Consider the following 15,877-nt stretch of genomic DNA (forward strand, 5'->3'; position numbering starts at 1 on the left):
ATTCAATCTTTTTACACGCGATCTGAAAGATTACTTGTCGCAGGATTTCGTGTGGGGGCTGGCGCAAGGGAGATCCTCCTGCGCCCCCGGTAATCCATTTCTCTCGCGAGCCGTCCCGGCACAACCGGGTTTTCCCGGTTGACACCACGTGGCGGAGCGCATACATTCGCGTGGCAGATTCAGATAAGAGACCATCTGTAAGATGGTCTCTTAGCGCGTGCAGTTTGCTGCGGCCTCTTACAGAACAACGACAAGGAGACCGCCGTGCAAACCTCTGCCATCAAGATACGTGGCATCGATGATGTCATCGCCTTCATAGATTCCTGTCCAGGCATTCGCGGCCGCGCCGGCATCATCTGGTGGCTGGCACTGGGCGGACTGTTCCTCGACGCATTCTCCAATTCCGCACTGAGCGCGGGCCTTGGGCCCATGACGCGCGACCTGAAGCTGGAACCAGCGCAGGTGGCATTGCTGACGTCGTTCGCCTCGTGGGTGGCCATTGCGTTCAATCCGTTGGGTGGCTGGATGGCCGACCGCTGGGGCCGCGTCAAACCGCTGATCCTGGCCAAGGTCTTTGCCGTCGCGGGTGCCTTGCTGGTGGTATTCGCGCCCGATTTCAACGCGATTCTCGTGGGACGTTTCTTCGTCGGCGCCGCGTACGGTATCGACTTCGCCATTGCCATGGCGGTATTGGCGGAGTTCACGCCCGTGAAGCTCAAGAGCCGTCTCAATACCTGGCAGGGCATGTGGTACACGGCTGTCTGCCTGAACCTGCTGCTCGCGTTGTTGTTCTACTCGTGGCAAGTTGGTGACGCGATCTGGCGTTACTCGGTGGCGGCCACGGCCGTGTTTGGCGTCGGCATCCTGATCCTGCAAGTACTGTTCCTGGTGGAAAGCCCGACGTGGCTTGCGCGCAAAGAGCGCCTCGAAGCCGCCGCGCAGGCCATGACACGCATCTACGGTCGTCCGTTCGAAGCTGCGCCACTGGCCGAACGCGTCCCGGTGACCAACATGGCACGCCGCGGTCTTGCCAACGTGCTGCTGATCTTCCGTGGCATCTATCTGCCCCGCACGATCCTGGCGGCCACCGTGCAGATCGGCCAGTCGATCCAGTACTTCGGCATTGGCTGGTATCTGCCGCTGATCAGCGCGGCGCTGTTCGGCAAGGACTTTGTCTATGCCACGATCGGCGCGCTGGTGTTCAATGTGTGCGGCATCTTCGGTGGCTTCCTTTCACCGGTGATCGGCCGCAAGCTCGGCCTGCGCCGTGCTTCCGCGTACGGCTTCGCGGCGGTGTTCGTGATGCTGCTGATTCTTGGCCTGTTCAACGGCAAGATGCCCACATGGGTGGCCGTGATCGTGCCGTCACTGTTCATCCTGTTCCACTCGGGCGGCCCTGGCGCCAACGGCAAGAGCCTGTCGTCGCTGTCGTTCCGCAGCGAACTGCGCGCGGGCGCCAACGGCGTTATCGGCGCGCTGGGTGCCATCGGCGCCGCGCTGGGCCTGCTGGTATTCCCGCTGTTTCGCGCGCGCTACGGGCTCGAAACGACTTTCCTGATTCTCTCCGTCGTACCGCTGGTGGCCAGCATCATCTGCTTCCTCATTCGCTGGGACCCCACGCGCACGGCCATTCATCCCGATAACGAAGCCGATGCGCCGCAGTTCCGCAGCGATGCGCGTGACGGCGCCGGCTTCATGCATCCCGCTACAGAGAAGTAACACCATGAAAAACAGGAACGTCATCCTGGCGATCGACGAGGGCACGTCTGGTACGCGTGCCGCGGTGGTTGCCAGCGACGGCCACGTCTCGTGTCAGCAGTACACCACGCTGGAGGTGGATTCACCGCGTCCGGGCGTGGTGGAGCAGGACGCCAACGTGCTGCTGGAAAAGACACTGGAAGTCTGCCGCGCCACGCTGGCCGAAGCCGAGCGCAACGACCTGTGCGTCGTCGCGCTGGCCATTGCCACGCAGCGCTCCACCGGCGTGCTGTGGGACACCGTAACGGGGCGTGCGCTGGTGCCCGCAATGGTCTGGCAGGACACGCGGTACGCGGCGGACCTCGACCAGATGGCATCCACGTGGGACCCGCGCTTGCGCACCACCGTGGGTCGTCCGGCCGGCGTGCGCTCGGCGTACCTGTGGGCCGCGCGACATCTGCGGGAGACACGCGCCGTCGCCGATGCGTGGCGCGATCGCCGGCTTGCGTTCGGCACCGTTGATAGCTGGCTGCTGTGGCACCTGTCCACCGAGCGGGCATGTGTGACAACGCCGACGAATGCCACATCGTGCAGCGCCTATGTTCTGGGTGAACACCGCTACCTGACGGAGTGGATCGAGGCGCTCGGGTTCCCGCAGGAGTTGCTGCCAGAGTTGCGCCAGGATGCTGACGACTTCGGTCGCACGCGCCGCGACCTACTTGGCATCGACGTGCCGATCCTCGCCTGCGCCGGAGATCAACTGGCAGGCGCTGTCGGCCTCGGTTGTCTCGACGCCGGCCAGTCGATGTGTCTGCACGGCACCGGCAGCTTCGTTGATCTGGTCATCGGCCCCGACCTGCCAGCGCGCAGCGGGCAGTCGGACAGCACGCTGACGATGACAGCACGTCGTTTCGAGGGGGTTTCGCACTTTTCGGTGGAAACGTTCGTGGCCACCACTGGCTCGGCGCTGAACTGGGTCTGCGAGAAGTTGCACTGGTTTGAAAGCGCGAAGCAGATCAGCGCATTGGCTGCCACGGTGCCGTCATCGCGCGGCGTGACGTTCATTCCCGCGCTGACGGGCTTGCGTGTGCCCCAGATGCGGCCCGAGGCGCGCGCTGCGTTGAACGGGGTGTCGATGGCCACCACGCAGGCGGAGATCGCCTACGCAATCCTGGAAGGCATCGCGCATTCCGTGGCGTCCTGTATCGATGCCAACCGCGATATTGCCGGCGCGCCCGTGCGTGATCTCGTCGTCGGCGGGGGATTGTCAGGCAGCGATGCGTTGCTGCAGATGCAGGCTGACCTTACGGGCCTGCCGATTCATCGGATGCAGGAGACCGACCGGGCCAGCCTGCGTGGCATCGCGTACTTGGCTGGCGCATCGGGGCTGATGTGGGATTCGCTGCAGCAAGCCCGCACCACCACCTTGCCGGATGCGGTGTTCATGCCGCGCATCGGCGACGACGAACGGGAGGAACGGCGTGCGCTCTGGCACGCGCGCGTCGCTTCCGAGCTTTCCCACGTGCAGGCATTTGCCGCGCACTGACCGATCAGGAGAAGCAAGCAACATGATGGGTTTTCCATCCCGCAGCGCAAACCGCGAGCGCGCCGCCATGACCCGCGTCGAGCCGCTTCGGCTGGTGCGCAGTGAACAGCTCGACCGGCTGGAATCGGAAGCGTTCGATATCCTCATCGTCGGTGGCGGCGTCACCGGCGCTTACGCGGCGCTGGACGCCAGCCTGCGTGGGTATCGCGTGGCCCTGGTCGAAAAGAACGACTTCGCATCGGGTACGTCCTCCAAATCATCGAAGATGGTGCACGGTGGCCTGCGCTATATCGAGCAAGGCAACCTCGGTCTTGTCCGCCATTCGCTGCTCGAGCGTCAGCGGTTGCGCCGCAATGCACGGCATCTGGTGCAGCGCCTGCCGTTCCTGTTTCCGGTGATGGAACGTGACGGTGTGTTCGACAAGCGCCTGGCCAAGGCCTTCGAAGGTCTGCTGTGGACCTACGATCTGGCCGGCGGCTGGCGCGAAGGCATCCTGCACCAGAAGCTGACGAAGGCGGAAGTGCTGTCGCATTGCCCGACGTTCAACGATGAACATCTGAAAGGCGGCTTCCTGTACTTCGATGCGCGCGTCGATGATGCGCGGCTGACGCTGAATATCGCGCGCACCGCCGCGTTTCACGGTGCGGTGGTGACCAACCACGCATTGGTCACGGAAATCACGCGTCATGCCAGCGGCAAGGTGGACGGCGCGATCATTCAAGCCGATGGCCGCGAGATCCGCGTGCGTGCCGGCGTGGTCATCATGGCCACCGGCGTGTGGCTGCGCGACTGGACCGGCGGCAGAAAGGGCGAACAGAAGACCCTGAATATCCGGCCCGCCAAGGGTGTTCACGTCGCCATTCCGTGGCTCAAGATCCGCAATGACTGCACGGTGACGATCCCCGTGCCGGGCCGCAGTCGTCGCGCCACGATCACGCGCTGGGGCAACGTCTCGTACCTGGGCACCACGGACGAAGACTACGAAGGCGATCTCGACAATGTCATGTGCACGCGGCAGGAGCTTGATTTTCTGCTGGAGGGCGCGCGTTCGGCGTTGAAGACCGATATCGCGCCAGAAGACGTGGTCGGTAGCATCGCCGGCTGTCGTCCGCTGGTGGCACCGCCCGGCGGCAAGACGCTGGAAGTCAGACGCGACCATCACATCCATATCGCTGGTGATGGGCTGGTGACGATCGTAGGCGGCAAGCTCACCACTTCGCGCCATATGGCGGAGCAGACCGTCGACGCGGCGCAGAAGGTTCTTGGCAAGCGTGCGAAATGCCGCACGAAGTCGGCCTTTCTGCTTGGCGCTGCCGGATACGATCCGCAAGCCATCGTTGCGTCGGGTGGCATGTCCGCGCACTTGGGCGAGCGCTATGGCACCGAGGCGCGCTTCGTCAGTGACATCCTCCAGGCCGACCCGTCGCTCGCGCGGCCCATTGTCGAAGGGTTACCGCATTCCGAAGCCGAAATCGTCTATGCCGTGCGTCACGAACTGGCCGGCACCGTTGACGACGTGCTGTCGCGCCGCATTCGCGCGCGGCTGATGGCCCGTGACGCATCGGCGCAGGCCGCGCCACGCGTGGCCCAGATCCTCCAGGCCGAGCTCGGACTCTCCGGGCAGGCCGTCGCGCAGCAGGTCAGTGACTACCTGGCCGCTGTCGCCCTCGAAAAATCCGTCCTAATGGGAGAAGCAACATGATCAGCAAGGAAGCCATCAAGCGCGGCTACAACCGTGGCAACTACGTCGTCGGCAAGCACACGCCACCTCACTTTGCCGGGAGCATCACGGCGACGCCGGACGCGCCGGGCCTGCAGCGGGATGCCGTCGCGGTCGACAACGACGCGCTCGACGCGTTGCGCAAGGCCGCCGATCACGTTCTGACCGCCACCAGTGACGTGGTTGAGTGGACGCGCGACTGGTGGGCTGGCTCGATGATGACCGAGACGGGCGGCAAGCCTGCCACACCGCGTGGCGTGATCGTGCGTGTCTCCACGATCGAACAGATTCAGGCGGTGATGCGCATTGCGCACGCCAAAGCCATTCCCGTGACCGTATCGGCTGGCCGCAGCAACGTGACTGGCGCGGCGCTGCCCGTGCGCGGCGGCATCGTGCTCGATGTGTGTGATGTGAACAGGCTGCTGGGCTTCGACCGCGAGAGCCAGATCGTCGAAGTGGAGTCAGGCATGTTCGGCGATATCTTCGAGCAGACGATTCAGCAGGAGTACGGCATGACGATGGGCCACTGGCCGTCGTCGTATGCGATCAGCACGGTCGGCGGCTGGGTGGCATGCCGCGGCGCAGGCCAGCTTTCCACGCGCTACGGCAAGATCGAGGACATGGTGGTCGGCATGGACGTGGTGCTGGCCGACGGCAGCCTGGTGACCGTGGGAGGCTATCCCCGCGCTGCGCTGGGCCCGGACCTGATGCAGATGTTCATTGGATCGGAAGGCACGCTCGGGGTAATCGTGCGCGTGCGCCTGAAGCTGCATCGTCTGCCCGACTATGGCCGCGCCATTGCCTACGGCTTCAAGACCTTCGCGATCGGCCTCGATGCGTGCCGCGAGATCATGCAACGTGGCGCGAATCCCGCCGCGCTGCGTCTCTACGACGAACTCGAAAGCGGCGTGCAGTTCGGCCTGCCCGACACCAACGTGCTGCTGGTGGCCGATGAAGGCGCAAAGGAAATGGTCGACGCCGTGATGGCAATCAGCGAGCGTGTCTGCGCCGAACTTGGTGACAGGCTCGATGGTGACGCGATCTTCGAGCGCTGGCTCGACACGCGTTACCTGACTGGCAAGAGTGCCGAAGGCTTCAAGCGCAGCCCCGGCTTCGTGGCCGACACGCTAGAGATGGCTGGCCCTTGGAGCGATCTGGCCGCGATCTACACCGACGTGGTGGCGGCGATCAACGCGGTGCCCGGCACGCTGGCGGGTTCCGCGCACCAGTCGCATGCCTATGTGGATGGCGCGTGCCTGTATTTTTCGTTGCGCGGTGACGTGGCCGTGGAGGATCGCCAGAAGTGGTATCGCGCGGCATGGGATGCGGCGAACGCGGTGCTCATCCAATACAATGCCGCGCTGAGCCACCATCACGGCATCGGTCTGCTGCGCGCGCCCTACATGGCGCCGTCGCTCGACACGGCGTTCCCGGTGCTGGTGGCAGTGAAGCGGGCACTTGATCCGCAAAATATCCTCAATCCGGGCAAGCTCGGCCTTTCGGACGTGCTGACCCACGAAGTGAAGAAGTAAGCCATGGACAGGTCTCTCGGCGCCCGCCTGACACGACACCCTGTAATCGCCACGCTATACGGCGCGGACCAGATCGATGCCTTTATCGACAGCGAGGCGGAAGTCTCGATTGTCGCCAACGTGGAACTGCGGCGGCTGCAACCCGTGATTGCCACGCTGACGAAGGCCGGCAAGTACGTGATCGTCAATATTGATAGTTGCGAAGGGTTGTCGCAGGACAAGGGCGGCGTCGAGTACCTGGCCGACATCGGCGTCACCAGTCTCGTGTCGACGCGCGTGGCTACCATCCAGCGTGCCAATCGCGCCGGGATGATGACCATGCAGAAGGTCTTCGTGACCGACCGGTCCACGTGGCCACGCAGCGTCAAGGCGCTGGAACAGAGCGATGCGAACCTGGTTCAGTTGATGCCGGCGCCAATGCTGCAGCACCTGTCCGGGTCCGTTCGAAAAGGGCTGCCGCCCATTGTGGCGTCCGGCTTTGTCAGCACCCAGGACGATATCCGCAGTGCCATCGCCCATGATGCGCTTGCGGTATCGACCAGCGATCAGCGCTTGTGGGCCTTTGATCCGCAAGCCAAGACAATCAGGAAATAACCCCTTGTCCACCTCCTATCTGCAGGTCATCGCGCACTACCACGCGAAGCCGGGCAACGGCGATCAGGTGTCGCGGCTGCTGGCCGAGCTGGCCGAGGCCACGCGCACCGAGTCCGCGAATCTCTACTACGAGTACTTCCGCTCGCCAGCCGATCCCAACCACTTCGTGATCCTGGAGAAGTATCGCGATGCCGACGGACTGACAGCTCATCGCGAGTCGGCGCACTTTCAGCACCTGGGCTTTGGGACCATCATCCCCCTGCTGGATCGGCGTATGGTGGAAAGCCACTGGGTGGAGGCACAGGCGGCGTAGTTGCGAGCCATGCAATGCGACCTCCATTGCGCCCCTTTGCTGCACTGCAAACTTGCGTTCCGCCGGTAAGGGCGGACTCCCTATTGCGCGGGCGTCAACAAGAGAAATTTCAAATGAGTCCGCGATATGCGGAAATGTTGGGGTATACGCGGGGGATCTGCGGGGCAGCCGAATACTAAGGCATTGGCGTACCATTTGCGGACAACAACATCGGCAGCCGATGTGTAAGGCTGCGCAGATCAGGAGACAGCATGTCCGCATGGTCCGAAAGCTCTGAAAGCTCTGAACTTCCCAGTTCGACATTCGAAGTGGAAAAAGGCTGGATCGACGAGTACGGTCATATGAACGCTGCCCGGTATGTGGAGGTGTTCGACCGCGAGGGCTTCAAGCTGCTTGAGCAACTCGGCGTGGGGCTCGGCTACACCGAGGCCACCCGCTGCGGGATCTACACCGTCGACATCCATGTGGCCTACTACCGCGAACTGCTGGTCGGATCTCCGGTTGTGCTGCGCGTGCGCGCATTGCAGTCCGACGACAAGCGTCTGCTTTGCCTGATGGAACTCTCCCATGCCACCGAGGGATACGTGGCGGCCACCATGGAACAGCTCTCGGTACACGTGAACCTGGAAACGCGCCGGGCGGCGCCGTTCCCCGGGGCGCTTGCCGAGCAGCTGGCGCTCGCCGTCAAGGCCCACGCCGCGCATCCGCTGCCGGCCGGCTGCCGCACCCTGCTGTCCCTGAAGCGCTGAGCGCGAACACCTTCCAGCGCCGAAATTCGTCGCTTTCGACGATTACTCGCCAGGCCAGCGCGACCGACACTGCTGGCGGGCAGGCCAACCACGAAAAGCCAGGCCCGGGCCCCACCGCATCCTGGCAGCACACCGACAAGCACACCGACAAGCACACCGACAAGCACACCGATACATAGAGTGGAGGAGACACGATGCTGGGACTGATGCAGGACCGACCGCTGTTGATTTCATCGCTGATCGAGCACGCGGCCACGTACCATCCAACGCGGGAGATCGTCGCGAGAACGGTAGAGGGCCCGATCCACCGTACCAACTATGCCGAGATCCATCGGCGTGCCAAGCGCGTTGCCAACGCACTGGCGAGTCTCGGTGTCGGGGTGGCGGATCGCGTCGGCACGCTTGCCTGGAACACGCATCGACATTTCGAACTGTATTTCGGAGTATCCGGTTCGGGGGCGATCCTGCACACGGTCAATCCACGTCTGTTCCCCGAGCAGATCGAGTACATCGTCAACCACGCGGAGGACAAGGTCCTGTTCTTCGATATTGGCTTCGCGCCGCTGGTCGAGAAGCTGGCGCCGGCCTTGAAATCCGTCCAGCACTACGTCGCCATGACGGATCGGGCGAACATGCCCGCGATTGACGTGCCCAACCTGCTTTGCTACGAGGACCTGCTCGCGGAGCATAGCGATACGTATGACTGGCCGGAACTGGACGAGCGCGCGGCGTCGTCGCTGTGCTACACGTCGGGCACCACCGGAAATCCGAAGGGCGTGCTGTACTCGCATCGGTCTACCGTGCTGCATTCGCTCGTGGCGTGCGCGGCGGATGCGTTTGCCGTGGGCGCGTCAACGTCTGTGCTGCTGGCGGTCCCGATGTTCCATGCCAACGCCTGGGGAATGCCGTATGCGGCGGCCATGGTCGGGGCCAAGATGGTGATGCCGGGGCCGCACCTCAATGGGCAATCGCTCTATGAACTGATGCGCGACGAAGGCGTGACTGTCTCCCAGGCGGTGCCGACCATCTGGCTCATGCTCTTCCAGTTCCTGGACGAGCACCCAGAGATCGACATGAAGGCGCTTGGCCTGAAGATCATCGGCTCGGGCGGCGCCGCATCGCCGCGCAGCATGATCGAGCGCTGCGAGCGCGATTTCGGCGTCGAGTACCTGCAGGCATGGGGCATGACGGAAACCAGCCCGATCGGTACCACCGGCCGCCTGCTGCCAAAGCATGCCGCCCTGCCCAAGGACGAACAGACCACGATCAAGATGAAGGCCGGACGCGCGGTATGGGGCGTGGGCCTGAAGATCATCGGCGACGACGGTCAGGAATTGCCGCACGACGGACGCGCCTTCGGCCACCTGCATGTGCGTGGACCGTGGATTGCAAGCGGTTACTTCAAGCACACGGGTGGCGAGGTGCTGGACAAGGACGGCTGGTTTCCCACCGGCGATATCGGCACCATCGACCCGGACGGGTACGTGCAACTGGTGGACCGTGCCAAGGATGTCATCAAGTCGGGTGGGGAATGGATTTCCTCGATCGACCTGGAAAACACGGCGATCGGTCACCCTGCCGTGCACGAGGCGGCGATCATCGCCGTCGCGCATCCGAAGTGGCAGGAGCGCCCACTGCTGCTGGCGGTGAAGCGTCCCGGCAAGGATGTCACGCGCGAAGAGTTGCTGCAGTACCTGAGCGAGCGCGTCGTGAAATGGTGGGTGCCGGACGATGTTGTGTTCGTCGATCAGCTGCCGCATACCGCGACTGGCAAGCTGCTCAAGACGAAGTTGCGTGAGGACTACCGCAACTATCGATTGCCGACGGCATGAATCGGGCAGGCGCGGGCATCGCCCGCGCCTCGTCTGCCTTGCTACCGCTCAGATTCGCCGGTCGTGCGACTGCCAGTAGACTTCCCGCAGCTTGTACTTGAGGAGCTTGCCTGCCGCCGAGAGCGGCATGTCGGCGCGAAACTCGACACTGCGGGGGCATTTATAGCTGGCGATCCGCTCGCGGCAATGCGCGTGCACCGCATCGACAGACAGTTCGTGGCCGGGTCGGACCACGATGACCGCATGCACGGCTTCCCCCCATTTCTCGTCAGGGATGCCGATCACCGCGCACAGCTGCACCGCGGGGTGCGTGAGGATCGCATTCTCGACTTCGGTCGAATAGACGTTCTCGCCGCCGCTGATGATCATGTCCTTGATGCGATCGGTGACGTATAGAAAGCCGTCCGCATCCAGGTATCCGGCATCGCCGGTGTGCATCCAGCCATTGCGCAACGCGCGGGCGGTTTCTTCCGGCTTGTTCCAGTAGCCAAGCATCACGCCCGGGCCGCGCACCGCGACCTCGCCCACCGCGCCCGTCGGGCAGTCTTCGTCCGTTGCCGGATCGACGATGCGCACTTCGCACGCGGGCGCCGGGCGGCCGGCCGCCTTCAGCCTCGGACTGCCGACGACGTGACAATCGGCCGCCAGTATCGCCGAGACAGGCGAGGTCTCCGTCATCCCATAGGCCTGCAGGAACTGGCTGGACGGAATCTGCGCCATGGCGCGCTGCAGCAGTGCGCCGTCAATCGGGGCAGCGCCGTAGATGATGTTCCTGAGACTGCTCAGGTCATGGTCGGCGAACGTGGGATCGTCGAGCATCATCTTCAGCATCGTCGGGACGGTGAAAACCTCGTTGATGCGGTAGCGGCTGAGGTCGCGAATCGCGGCCTTGGGGTCGAACCCGGGCAGGATCACCTGCGTGGCGAGGCGCGTCACGGCCTGAAAGACGAAGCTGAGCGCCGCGATATGGAACATCGGCGCCATCTGCAGGATCGATGTCACAGGCGGGCGCGATGCGGCTGCCAGTGACGACAGCACGTTGCTGGCGATATTGGCGTGCGACAGCATGACGCCCTTGGGCGCGCCGGTGGTGCCGCCCGTGTAGAGCACTGCGGCAAGATCGTGGCCACTGCGCAGGCTGTCGTCAATCGGCGCGCTGGACCGCACCAGTTGCTCGTAGTCGACCATGCCTGCGGGGGTCTCGGCATCGCCGCAATAGATGACGGTCTGGATGCAGGGGCAACGCTCGCGTAGTGGCCCGATCAGTTCCAGGAAGTTGTCGTCCACGAGCAGCACGCCGGTGCCGCAATCCTCCATCGAGTAGGCGATTTCCGCGACGCTCCACCTGGTGTTGACGGGGTTCAGCGCCGCGCCGGCCCAGAGCGTGCCGAAGATGTACTCGACGTAGCGGTCGGAGTTGAGCGCCAGCATGGCAACCCGGTCGCCCGCAGCAACGCCCTGGCCACGCAAGGCGCCGGCCAGTCTTGCAACCCGGTCGATGAGCTGGGAGAACGTCGTGCTGCGTTGCGCAAAAATCGTCGCGACGCCAGACGGGTTTTCGCGGAATGCCTTGTGCAGAGCCTGTGTCAGATACACGAACTGTCTCCCGTTATCGGTTGTCGGAGCACTGCCTGCGGAGCATTGTCAGGCGGCGATACGGCTGGCGCGTCGTCGGAATGGATGATCTTGCGGCTCCGGATTTTCCCTAGGGGAGATTCGTCGGATTCGACGAGGCACGGCAGTGGCACCGGTCCTAAGATCGGCCATCGGTCGCATCCCTTCCTTCCATCGCCATGTCCCAGACCCGCCGCCTGATCTTCGATGCCGATCACGAGCAGTTCCGTGCTTCGGTCGCGCGATTCGTGCAGAACGAAATCACCCCGTATGTCGACCAGTGGCGCGAGCAGGGCTGCTGCGACCGTGCCATCTTCGAGAAAGCCGGCGAGCAGGGCTTGTTGCTGATGTGGGCTGATGAAGCCTATGGCGGCGCGGGCGTGACCGATTTCCGCTACGAACAGATCCTCTTCGAAGAGCTGATTCGCCACGGCGATGTCGGTGTGTATCTGACGCTCCATTCGCGGCTGGTCGCGCCATATATTGGCCGGCTGGGCACGGAGGCACAGAAGCGCCGGTGGCTGACCGGCGCGGCGAGCGGCAAGACGATCCTGGCGATTGCCATGACGGAGCCGGGCGCGGGCTCCGATCTGGCCGGGATCGGCGCACGTGCCGAGCGGCGTGACGGCGGCTGGGTCATCAATGGCGCCAAGACGTTCATCTCGAACGGGCTCAACGCGGATGCCGTCATCGTGGTCGCGCGTACCAACCCCGACGAGCGCCGTGCCTTCGGCCTGTTCGTCGTCGAGCGCGGCATGGCGGGATTCGAGCGGGGCCGTCGACTGAAAAAGCTTGGACTGGATGCGCAAGACACGGCGGAACTGTTCTTCAACGATGTCTTCGTCCCGGACGAGAACGTGCTGGGCAATCCGGCGCGCGGTTTTGCCTATCTGGCGGAAGGCCTTGAAGAGGAGCGTCTGTTGTGCGCGTGCCAGTCGATCGCGCACGCGCAATCCGCGTTCGATCTGACGCTGCCCTACGTTAAGGAGCGCCGCGCATTCGGTCGCCCGATCGGTGCCCTGCAAAACACACGCTTCGTGCTGGCCCGCCGCCGCGCCGAGCTCGACGCCATGCAGATCTGGCTCGATGCGCTTGTCATGGAGCACAACGCGGGCCGGCTGGATGCCGTCACGGCGGCGTCTGCCAAGCTGCTGAGCACGGAGCTGGAGAACCGCGTGATCGACGACTGCCTGCAACTGCACGGCGGCTCGGGCTATATGGACGAATACCGGATCAGCCGCATGTATCGCGACGCACGCGTATCGCGGATCTTTGCCGGCGCGTCCGAGATCATGCTCGAGATCATCAGCCGCTCGCTGGGTCTGACGGAGAAGATGGACTAAAGCCCGCGGATGGGCCAGAGATGGATCAGGCGGCGACATAGGGGGGACGCTTTGCTAAACTGCCCAGTTCGCGTCCAGCCCACTCTTCCAGCAGATGACTTCGCCGCCGAGCATGACACGGCATGTGCCGAGCATGAAGCTCAGGCCGCCAGTTGCCCCCGCATCCCAGGTGATCCGGCAAGGCGTTGGCGACATGCTGCGCGCCGCGTCGTCGGCCAGGCTCGTGATCGTCCGGGCGCCTGCGGGGTTCGGCAAGACGACCGCCATGCTGCAGTACCGCGCGCGGCTGGAGGCGGCATCGGTGGCAACCGCATGGCTCACGCTCGATAGCGCCGACAACGACCCGGTACGCTTCCTGTCCGGCTTCGAAGCGGCGCTGGCGGCCATCGTCGGGGACGACGCCATCGCGGATATCGGCCGACCCGCGCCACGCACCACCGGCGAAGCCGCGCTGCAGAGCATGGACTGCCTGGCAGGCTACCCGGAGCCGTTCGCATTCTTCCTCGACGATTTCGAAGTGCTTCAGGAGCCCGGGGTGATCGCCTGGGTGCGCGAGATCATCGACCATCTGCCGCATAACGGCCAGCTCATCATCGGCTCGCGCAGCACGCCCGATGTGAGGCTGGGCCGCCTGCGCGCCCGAGGCCAGTTGCTGGAAATCGACGCCACGGCGCTGCGTTTCTCGATCGAGGAAACCGAGCAGTTCTTCCGCACGGTGCGGCCGATGCCGCTTGCGGCGGATGATCTGCAGCGCCTGTATCGCAAGACGGAGGGCTGGGCGGCCGCGTTGTCGCTCGCATCGGCTTCGCTGGAGCGCAGCGAAGCGCATACCGAGTTCATCGACCGTTTCTCGGGCACCAGCCGGTCGGTGGCCGACTATCTGGCCGAAGACGTGGTGGCCCGGCAGCCCGAGCCGGTACGCCAGTTCCTGCTGCGCACCAGCATCCTGCGCTATCTGAACCCGCAGCTGTGTCACGTGTTGCTGCCCGATGTGGATTGCGAGGCGATCCTGCGGCAACTCGAAGCTTCCAGCTTGATCGCGCCGATCGAGAGTGAAGACCGGGCGTGGCGTTACCACAGCCTGATCGCCGAATTTCTGAAGGCGCAATTGCAGCGCGAAGCGCCTGCCGAGGTGCCGCGCCTGCACCATGCCGCCGCCGGATGGTTCCAGTCACAGGATCGTCCCGTGCCCGCCATCGACCATGCGATCGAAGGCGGCGATTACGCGTATGCCGTGACGCTGCTGATCGCGCACGCGCCGGCGCTGCTCGGGCAGGGGCGTATGCGGCTGCTCACACGCTGGTTCGACGCGCTGCCCGAGGACGTCCTGCGCGATCACCTGCCGCTGCAGGCCATCCGGATCTGGGCGCTGACGTTCACGCGCGGCCCCCTGGAGGCGATGGACCTGCTGGAACGCAGCGGGTTGCGGGACTCCGACGATCCGGCGGTGCGTCCGCATGTTCTCGCGCTGCGGCCGACGCTGCTGTCGATGATGGACCAGCTCGAACGCGCGCTGGAAGTCGGGCGCGAATGCCTGAAGCACTGGCCCACCGGCGTGGCCTTCGCGGACATGGTGCTTGCCAATGCGATGGCGAACGTGTTCGCCGTGTCGGGGCAGCATGCCGAATCGCGGCGTCTGCTGGAAACCGCACGCCGCACGCAGGGCGCCGACAGCAGCGCTTTCAACATGATGTACTCCGAAACCGTCGAGGCCATTTTCGACCTGCAGGGCGGGCGCCTGCGCGAGGCCACGGCGCGTCTGCGGATCGCTGTTGGCAGCGGTAGCACCCAACACTACGGCTACACGGGCGGTAATGCCTGGGCCGGCGTGATGTATGCGGCCACGGTCTATGAGGCGAACGATCTGGCCCAGGCCGCGCATCTGTTGCGGGTCTATGTGCCGCTCGCGCGCGATGTGCTGCTGGGTGATCACGTCACGCTCGGGCACGTCATGCTGTCGCGCATCGCGTTTGCCAGAGGCGATGTGGACGAGGCGTTCGAGACGCTGACGCAGCTCGAGTATCTGGGCCACGTCAGACGCCAGGCGCGCGTGGCGGCCGGCGCCAAGCTCGAACGTGCCCGCATCCTGCTGATGCAGGGGCATACCCGGGCCGCGAAGGACGAACTGGCGCGTGCCGACGACCCGGCCCTGTGGGAACGTGTAAGCCGTCTGCATCTGATCGCCAACGATCTGGATTACCTGGAACTCGCGCAACTGCGCTGGGAGGCGCTGGCCGGCGACGCACAGGCGGCGATGGCCGCGGTGGCCCGCCTGCGGGCAGCCGCCGAGTTTGCCGATCACGATGGACGTCATCGACGGGCCATGAAGCTCCGGTTGCTGTGCGCGCTGGCGTATCAGCGCGCCGGCGAACCTGCGGCGGCGCAGGCGATATTGGCACCGATGCTGAAGGCCGCCTGCGCGGAAGGCTTCGCGCGATTGCTGCTCGACGAAGGCGGCAATCGCGTCGGGCCGCTGCTGGCGCAGTTCTCGCGGACGCTGGAGTCGAGCGGCGGCGCCCAGCGCGATCCCGTTCTGGCCGAATTCGTGCTGCGGCTGGTGCAGGCATGTGGGCCGATCGAGGAGTCTCCGGAGCCAATCGCGGGAGACCGGCCGCAACTGCTGGATCCGCTGACGCCGAAGGAAATCCGCGTGCTACAGCTGCTTGCCGAGGGCTATTCCAACAGCGCCATCGCGGAGAAACTGTTCGTCTCCGACAGCACCGTGCGCACGCATCTGCGCAACATCAACAACAAGATCTGCGCCCACAGCCGCACGCAGGCCGTTGCTATCGCGCGCCGACTCGGTGTGATTGCCTGAATCCGCGGCGGGACGCTCAGGAGCGTTCCGCCAGGCAACGCTCGCGCATGGATTTCGTCGCTTCCGACGATTCGTTACCCCCCTGTTTGACGCACCATAGCGGCGTTGACCGTGATGT

General features: G+C 64.5%; 11 protein-coding genes. 10 read left to right on the forward strand and 1 reads right to left on the reverse strand.

The features are described 5' to 3' along the window. Positions 1-264: 264 nt before the first annotated feature. From B2246_RS23160 to B2246_RS23195, 8 genes are all read left to right on the forward strand, one after another. A complete protein-coding gene (locus B2246_RS23160) occupies positions 265-1,719 on the forward strand; it encodes an MFS transporter (RefSeq protein WP_008641247.1) in 1,455 nt (484 codons plus the stop codon). A gap of 4 nt (positions 1,720-1,723) precedes the next feature. Continuing rightward, positions 1,724-3,244 (forward strand): FGGY family carbohydrate kinase, encoded by a 1,521-nt coding sequence (locus tag B2246_RS23165; protein WP_186426760.1) that lies wholly within the window; start codon positions 1,724-1,726, stop codon positions 3,242-3,244. A gap of 22 nt (positions 3,245-3,266) precedes the next feature. Further along, positions 3,267-4,946, forward strand: a complete 1,680-nt coding sequence (locus B2246_RS23170; protein WP_286881159.1) for a glycerol-3-phosphate dehydrogenase/oxidase — start codon at positions 3,267-3,269, stop codon at positions 4,944-4,946. Further along, positions 4,943-6,496: an FAD-binding oxidoreductase gene (locus B2246_RS23175; protein WP_008641257.1), complete on the forward strand. Its 1,554-nt coding sequence runs from the start codon at positions 4,943-4,945 to the stop codon at positions 6,494-6,496. The genes B2246_RS23170 and B2246_RS23175 overlap by 4 nt, the downstream gene beginning before the upstream one ends. Before the next feature lie 3 nt (positions 6,497-6,499). Then, on the forward strand, positions 6,500-7,090 hold the full coding sequence (locus B2246_RS23180) for a glycerol-3-phosphate responsive antiterminator (RefSeq protein WP_008641260.1): 591 nt from the start codon (positions 6,500-6,502) through the stop codon (positions 7,088-7,090). Between the two features lie 4 nt (positions 7,091-7,094). Beyond that, positions 7,095-7,403: a putative quinol monooxygenase gene (locus tag B2246_RS23185; RefSeq protein WP_008641285.1), complete on the forward strand. Its 309-nt coding sequence runs from the start codon at positions 7,095-7,097 to the stop codon at positions 7,401-7,403. 251 nt (positions 7,404-7,654) lie between these two features. Beyond that, entirely contained in the window at positions 7,655-8,152 is a 498-nt protein-coding gene (locus tag B2246_RS23190) for a thioesterase family protein (protein WP_008641286.1), read from the forward strand. Positions 8,153-8,346: 194 nt separating this feature from the next. Then, positions 8,347-9,984 carry a 3-(methylthio)propionyl-CoA ligase gene (locus B2246_RS23195; RefSeq protein ID WP_008641287.1) on the forward strand — a complete coding sequence of 546 codons (1,638 nt, stop codon included), beginning with the start codon at positions 8,347-8,349 and terminating at the stop codon, positions 9,982-9,984. A gap of 48 nt (positions 9,985-10,032) precedes the next feature. Here the strand turns inward: B2246_RS23195 and B2246_RS23200 are convergent, their stop codons facing one another. After that, positions 10,033-11,580, reverse strand: coding sequence for a long-chain-fatty-acid--CoA ligase (locus B2246_RS23200; RefSeq protein ID WP_286881155.1), 1,548 nt, complete (start codon positions 11,578-11,580; stop codon positions 10,033-10,035). A gap of 197 nt (positions 11,581-11,777) precedes the next feature. Between B2246_RS23200 and B2246_RS23205 the strand changes: the two genes are divergently transcribed. Next, complete coding sequence (locus B2246_RS23205) at positions 11,778-12,941, forward strand: acyl-CoA dehydrogenase family protein (protein WP_008641289.1); 1,164 nt, start codon at positions 11,778-11,780, stop codon at positions 12,939-12,941. Positions 12,942-13,074: 133 nt separating this feature from the next. Further along, positions 13,075-15,759, forward strand: a complete 2,685-nt coding sequence (locus B2246_RS23210; RefSeq protein ID WP_200876259.1) for a LuxR C-terminal-related transcriptional regulator — start codon at positions 13,075-13,077, stop codon at positions 15,757-15,759. Positions 15,760-15,877 lie beyond the last annotated feature (118 nt).

The sequence above is a fragment of the Cupriavidus sp. UBA2010 genome (assembly GCF_002335265.1).
Lineage (GTDB): Bacteria > Pseudomonadota > Gammaproteobacteria > Burkholderiales > Burkholderiaceae > Cupriavidus > Cupriavidus metallidurans.